Source organism: Paenibacillus illinoisensis NBRC 15959 (assembly GCF_004000925.1).
GTDB lineage: Bacteria > Bacillota > Bacilli > Paenibacillales > Paenibacillaceae > Paenibacillus > Paenibacillus illinoisensis.
This window is the reverse complement of record NZ_BIME01000009.1, coordinates 257,449-263,789: the sequence shown is the minus strand read 5'-3', so window position 1 is coordinate 263,789 and position 6,341 is coordinate 257,449. Positions and strand designations below refer to the sequence as shown.

Here is a 6,341-nt window from a genome sequence, read left to right as displayed (position 1 = left end):
CAACTCTTATATATTATCATGTTCCATCCAATTTAGCAAGCACTTTTTTGAAGTTTCTTTCGAAGCTTTTCAGTTTGCTTACCGCACCATGTTTCTCGTGTTTTCTTGGCCGGAAAATTAATATATCATGTATCACAATATCTTGTAAAGTGTTTTATAAAAATAATTTGTACATCGGTTATCATGATGTTTTTCAAACTTCCACATTTTCTAACAACTTGGACACGAGTATAAATCAGCCCTCCATATATCTTGTCTTTCTTCTATATAAACATAACAACCCTCCCGCTTCTCCTCAGAAGTGAGAGGGTTGTATCTAGTAATGATATAATGTTATTTACGTTCTACAGTATAACCCTTATCTTCAAGCAGCTTCACGATGCCGTGCTCACCCAGGTAGTGGGCAGCACCTACAACGATAAAGTACTCCTCTTTCCTATCACTCTTCAGGTATCCATCAATCTTGTCAGCCATGCCAATGTTACGGTCGATCAGCATTGCTTTGTTGTACTCCTCGTTATCAGAGAAGTTATTGGTCAGATCAAGCAGCTGCTCATCATTACCCGTTTTCCACATCTCAGCCATTTGGTTCACACTATCATCAAGAACATCGAAGTTGTCTAATGTTGCTTTCAATGTTTCCTCTTGCAGCTCTTTGGAGAAGTCGTTAAACATGCCCAGTTGGGACTCGTACGATTCTAGCTCGATAATAGGGAGTTTGCTCTCAATGGCCTTTTGAATGAAATACAAATCCACGCCCGCCGAAGCTTCATATCCAGCCGTCGCCGACTTCAGGCTAGCAAGCGTACTCTCTGCAACCCAAGGCTTGAATGCATCCAGGGCATTAGGCTCCAATCCGTTTTTCTTCAGGATATCCCCGAGCTTGGTATAAGTCTCGCTTGAAACATGATCCTTGAGCGTTGTTCCATCCTGGTAAGATCCCAGATCCAGAATCAACTTCTGTTGTGCCTCATCAGCCGCTTTGCTGATGTCGATCTCCACGCCCAGGTAATCCGCTTCAGCAAAAGCTTCTTCAAATTCCTCGCGCAATGGGTAGAAGCTATCATCTGCAATATGCATGGAGCCTACCAGATATACCGTGTTTCCGTTGTTCTCCACTTCCCACATGAAGCCGCGGCCACCCGTTTGTGCAGCTGTTTCCGTTCCTTTGGAGACGAGTAGAACTGTACGTGTCTTCGCATCCCAGTTTACTTCGTAACCTGTAGCATCTCCAACGATACGGATCGGTGCATACGTTACGCCATTAATGCGTGTAAGCTTGCTTTTAAGTGTAATCGTTTTGCCGTCCACCACAGCCGTAATTGTATCATCTGTCGCAGTCGTCAGCTTCACGTCCATTGCTTCAAGCGTGGAGCGAAGCGGAACCAATGTTGTTCCCTTGTTATTCATTGGTGCCCCTACAGTGTACTCTACTGCATGGTCATTGACTTTAACGGAAGTTTCTTGAGGTGCTGCCATGGCCGGTACAGCTGAAGCGAGCAAACCAACCGAGATGGTGAGAGACAAGAGCATGCGTTTCCAGTTTTTCATATTATGTATCTCCTTTAGATATATAGTAGGGTAAATCTATTTATTCAAAGAATGAATATACATCTTTTTTTACGATAATAGACTGAGAGGGTTCCACCTTTTTCCTGAGATGGCCCCCTTCTCCCTTTATATAGTTACTTCTTAATTCCAGCCACCCAAAGCCCAGCAACAGCAATATCAGTAGCCTTAAAGTTTAATCAATTTAAATTTTGTAAGCTTTCATTGCCTTAAACAATTCCTTGAAGGTTGGACGCTTACCATACATCAACACACCCGTGCGATAGATTTTGGCAGCCAGCCAGCCGAAGATAAAGATCGATACGACCAGAATGGCCAAAGACACTAGTATCTCCCATGTTGGAGCAACTCCTGCCCCGATTCGCACCAAGATAGCCGTTGGCGAGGTAAACGGTATGAAACTGGCCACTTTTAATAGCAGAATGTTCGGTGTTGCGATACTGAAGATGGCAATATAGAAGGAAACCAATGAAAGCATCGTAATCGGCAGCACCGCTTGACCCAGTTCTTCTGTACGGCTAACCATCGAACCAATTGCAGCAAACATCACTGCATATAGGAAGTAACCCAGGATATAGAAGATTAGTCCGTATACAATAACGGCGATGTTTACATCACTCAGGTTCAAACTGAAATCACTCAGGACGTCACGGTTGTGAGGAAGCAGCACATTTCCTGCAACCACTGCACCGAAGATACCGATCTGAAGCATACCTACCATAAATATCCCGATGATTTTACCAAACATCTGACTCAATGGAGACACGCTGGTAATCAAAATCTCCATAATGCGGGAACTCTTCTCCGCCGTGATTTCGGATGCGATCATATTACCTGTCATCATAGTAGATGTGAACAGAAGGATGATCAGCAGGTATACTACAATATAGTTGATCGGGCTCATGCCATTCTCTGACCCTGCATCAGCTCCTGCTTCTTCAGCGCTCAAGCTCTGCTCACTTACCTTAACTGGTGTATTAATCAATTCCTTTTGCTCAGCTGTGAGTACGTCCTTCACGACGACATCCAGCTTCACACTTTGCAGCGCAGCTTCTATAGAAGCAATAATCTGAGGGGACACCTCTTCTGTTGAATACAGGATCGGCTGTGGGAACTCCTGTCCTTGGGCGGCTTCAAATTTCAGATACCCATCAGTAAGTCCGGATTCCGCATCTGCTTTCAGCGCAGCTTCATCTTTAGTACCATCAGCAATGAATCGGTACGCCTGATCTCCTTGTGCGGACGAGAACTTCTCCAGCTTCTCCGATACTTCCGGCTGTCCCGCACTTAGAAGCCCAATATTTACAGGATGGTCTCCTGCAGCTCCACCACCGATAGATCCACCGTTAAACAGAGTAATGAAATAAGGTACATTAAGTCCGATTGAAATTAAAAGTGCAAGCACAATGGTCGTAACTACAAACGATTTCGTTTTGACTTTGTTTTTGAACGTAAATCCGATGATCGTTCCCATTTTATTCATTCGACTCACCCACCTCACGAATAAAGATTTGGTTAAGCGTTGGTTCTTTGATCTCAAAATGCTCTACAGTCGTCTGATTCATTGCGTGCTTCAATATCTCCTGGGCAGCCTCAACCTGTGCAATATGAATAAGATATCCACGCTCGTTCCGCTCCACCTTATTCACACCAGCCAATTGATCCAAACGTTCCACATTGCCAGTGGTATTCAGGGAAACCTGTTCACGCGGATAGCGGCTCTTGATCTCCTTGATCTCTCCCTGAACCACGGTATTGGAGCGATGTAGAATTGTTATCTGACGACAAAGTTCTTCAACATGCTCCATGCGATGTGTCGAGAACAGGATAGCCGTTCCTTCATCACGCAACTCCTTAACAGTGGATTTGAGCAATTCTACGTTTACTGGATCTAAGCCGCTAAACGCCTCGTCAAGAATAAGAATCTGAGGACGGTGCACCACCGCAGCGATAAAGCCCATCTTTTGCTGGTTACCCTTTGATAACTCCTCAATCTTTTTGTCGTAATACTCAGGGACCTCGAATCGATCAAGCCAGTATCTTAGGCTTTTGTCTGCATCCTTACCATTCATGCCGCGAAGACGAGCCAAATAATTGATCTGGTCACTGACCTTCACCTTGGGATACAGTCCGCGTTCTTCCGGAAGATAACCCATGATCTGCTGCAGCTCGGTACTATAAGGCTTGCCGTTATATCGAATCTCTCCACCATCGGGATGAATCAGGCCAAGTACCATGCGCATCGTTGTTGTTTTACCGGCACCATTGGCACCCAGCAATCCATAGATTTCCCCTTCTTCCACATTAAGCGTAACACCGTTAACAGCCGTCTTATCTGCATATTGCTTCACAACCTGCTTCAGTTCCAATCTGTTCATCATCTATCATCCTCCTTCGTTTATCTCCACAGTGTCGGAGCGTACCCTGCAATCCAGTATTGCAGCACTTCGTCCAGCTCCAGGTTCCGGATTTTCATGATGCGGTTACCCGCAAGCTCCAGCCTCTCCTGCGCTTCAACTACCCGGGTCGTAATCACCCGCATGGCTCCAGCCTCCTGCTTCGACTCAACAGCCCCCGGTATACTCTCAGGTCTTAGATCGCCTTCGTACCAGATTTCTCTCCATTGATCGAGCACGACATCCTTTTCCGCCATTCCAAGTGACTGGCCCCGGTGCATCAGTACGATGTAATCCGCCAGACGCTTCACTTCATCTGCTATATGTGTTGCTATTAAAATGGTGGTATCCCCATCCGCCATGAAATTGCGGAACTGCTCAACCATGACCTTCCAGGCAAATGGATCAAGCCCAGAAGAAGGCTCATCCAGCAGGAGCAGTCTCGGCCGTGCAGCAAGCGCAGCCGCTATTTCGAATTTGCGACGCTCTCCTTTGGACAATTTTTTCAGTTTTACGTCATAGGGAACATCCATATCATCCATTAGCTTGTTGAACAACTTAGGATCCCAACGGGTATACCAATGTGCCCGGAATCTGGCAGCTTCAACAGCGGTTATATTGTCTTCTTCCGAACCTCCACCGTCTGCAACAAAACCAATATGCTCTCTCAGCTCTGTAGGAAGTTCACCTTCGTAATGCTGTCCGAACCACATGATCTGACCGGAATCCGGTAGTACTACCCGCTGAAGCATATTCAGAAGCGTGCTTTTCCCCGAACCGTTATGTCCCAATATGGCGACCACGTATCCCTCGGGAATGACGAGATCAATAGGGCCAATGATTCTACGCTTGCGCATTTTGGATACACCGTTTAGCTGAACCGCAATTGGTTCCATGTTTGGTCACCCCTTACTCGGATAGTAGATCGACTGCAAAATCTCTTGAAACAATCCTGCCATTTCCTCTTCACTGCATCCAACGGATTTACCAGACTGCACGGCTGCCTGCAACGCTTCTCTTGCTGCTGTCAATTTGTAGTTCTCCCGATCTCCTGCATCAACCTTGGCTACAAACGTCCCCGTACCCTGCTTTGTTCGAAGTAAACCTTCATTCTCCAGATCCTGGTAAACCCGGCGAACAGTAATTACGCTGCAATTCAACGAACCTGCAAATTCGCGAATGGATGGCAAATGCGTTCCCTCCCCCAATTGACCCGTTATAATTAAAGATCTTAGCTGGTTTTCAATTTGGTGATATAAAGGTTCAGCACTGTTTTCATTAATTTGAATCGGTATATTCAAGTCCTGCACCTCACCCTCCCGTACACTTCAGTTCACTTGCACGATAGTGCCGGTCATCCTCGATGTCGTTCTATATTTGACTTACCTTTAACTTAAATCCCGCTTCGATAACTTCCTTAGTGTTAAGCGACTAAGCAACCATAACACCGCAAATCCCAATATTAGCGAGCCCCACATAAATGGTGATAACAACCCCCAGGTTTTGCTGATTTCTACGGCATATCGCAATCCGTTCCCGCCCATCATTCGAATAAAAATTGCGATAAGGACAATCACGGGTATAAACAGCATGCTGATTAACAAATACTTTTTGCCAGTGTGCAAAAACTCTCCAAAGATATAGAACCCTGTGATCAGAACCCCATATCCTGTACATGTTAGGGCAAAGGCCAAATATTGATCCCATCGGAACCCTTCCAGATGCATCACGGAGACATACAATGCGCCATAGTAGAATATGCCATTAAAGATAAAGGCCAGCAATGCCTGCTGAATGCGTCCCCACATGACGGTTTCTGCCGAGATGGGAAGTCTGCGATAATAGGTCAGCATCTGTGTATACGAATCTTCTTGTATGTAGCGGAAAGAGCGTCTGGAGAAGATAAATCCCTGAAATGGAATCATAAGCATGAAGTAGGAATCGGAAATCGTGTTGAGTAGATTTTCCTCTCTCTGTCCATATAACATGACACCACCCATAGCTCCAACGTAGACCATAAACATCGCAGACCATAACCATTGAAGACGATCCTTATTCCATTCACTCCGGGTTAGCCACCAAGCTTGCTTCCAATCATTCATAACATTGCCTGCCTTTCCATCTCACGCTTTACTGTGCAAGCCGTGTCCACTGTGTTTACTGTATATATCAATATACACAGTATACAGACCTTCAATTCGTACCGTCAACCTTTTTTTTCCTGAATCAGGAATTTAAAAGGAATTTATCCCCTTGTGCGGGCTGATATGAATAATGCAATATAAAAGGCAGGCGTAAGGCAGTTACCACGATATTCATTCAACAACTGCTTCGAACTAAAGGTGTTCATGCAAAAAAAAGAGAGCTGACTCCGAT

The 6,341-nt window shown here is 45.3% G+C and carries 6 protein-coding genes; all 6 read right to left on the bottom strand.

The genetic code is table 11. The features are described from left to right. Positions 1-333: 333 nt before the first annotated feature. Positions 334-1,551: a TraB/GumN family protein gene (locus PIL01S_RS21225; protein WP_127539238.1), complete on the bottom strand. Its 1,218-nt coding sequence runs from the start codon at positions 1,549-1,551 to the stop codon at positions 334-336. A gap of 202 nt (positions 1,552-1,753) precedes the next feature. Then, entirely contained in the window at positions 1,754-3,052 is a 1,299-nt protein-coding gene (locus PIL01S_RS21220; RefSeq protein ID WP_127539237.1) for an ABC transporter permease, read from the bottom strand. Further along, on the bottom strand, positions 3,045-3,947 hold the full coding sequence (locus PIL01S_RS21215; RefSeq protein ID WP_127539257.1) for an ABC transporter ATP-binding protein: 903 nt from the start codon (positions 3,945-3,947) through the stop codon (positions 3,045-3,047). The genes PIL01S_RS21220 and PIL01S_RS21215 overlap by 8 nt, the downstream gene beginning before the upstream one ends. 20 nt (positions 3,948-3,967) lie before the next feature. Beyond that, a complete protein-coding gene (locus PIL01S_RS21210) occupies positions 3,968-4,861 on the bottom strand; it encodes an ATP-binding cassette domain-containing protein (protein ID WP_127539236.1) in 894 nt (297 codons plus the stop codon). A gap of 6 nt (positions 4,862-4,867) precedes the next feature. Continuing rightward, positions 4,868-5,266, bottom strand: a complete 399-nt coding sequence (locus tag PIL01S_RS21205; RefSeq protein ID WP_127539256.1) for a GntR family transcriptional regulator — start codon at positions 5,264-5,266, stop codon at positions 4,868-4,870. 87 nt (positions 5,267-5,353) lie between these two features. Beyond that, the gene (locus tag PIL01S_RS21200; RefSeq protein ID WP_127539235.1) at positions 5,354-6,067 is read right to left on the bottom strand and encodes a hypothetical protein; all 714 of its coding nucleotides are present in this window, start codon (positions 6,065-6,067) and stop codon (positions 5,354-5,356) included. Between the last annotated feature and the right edge of the window lie 274 nt (positions 6,068-6,341).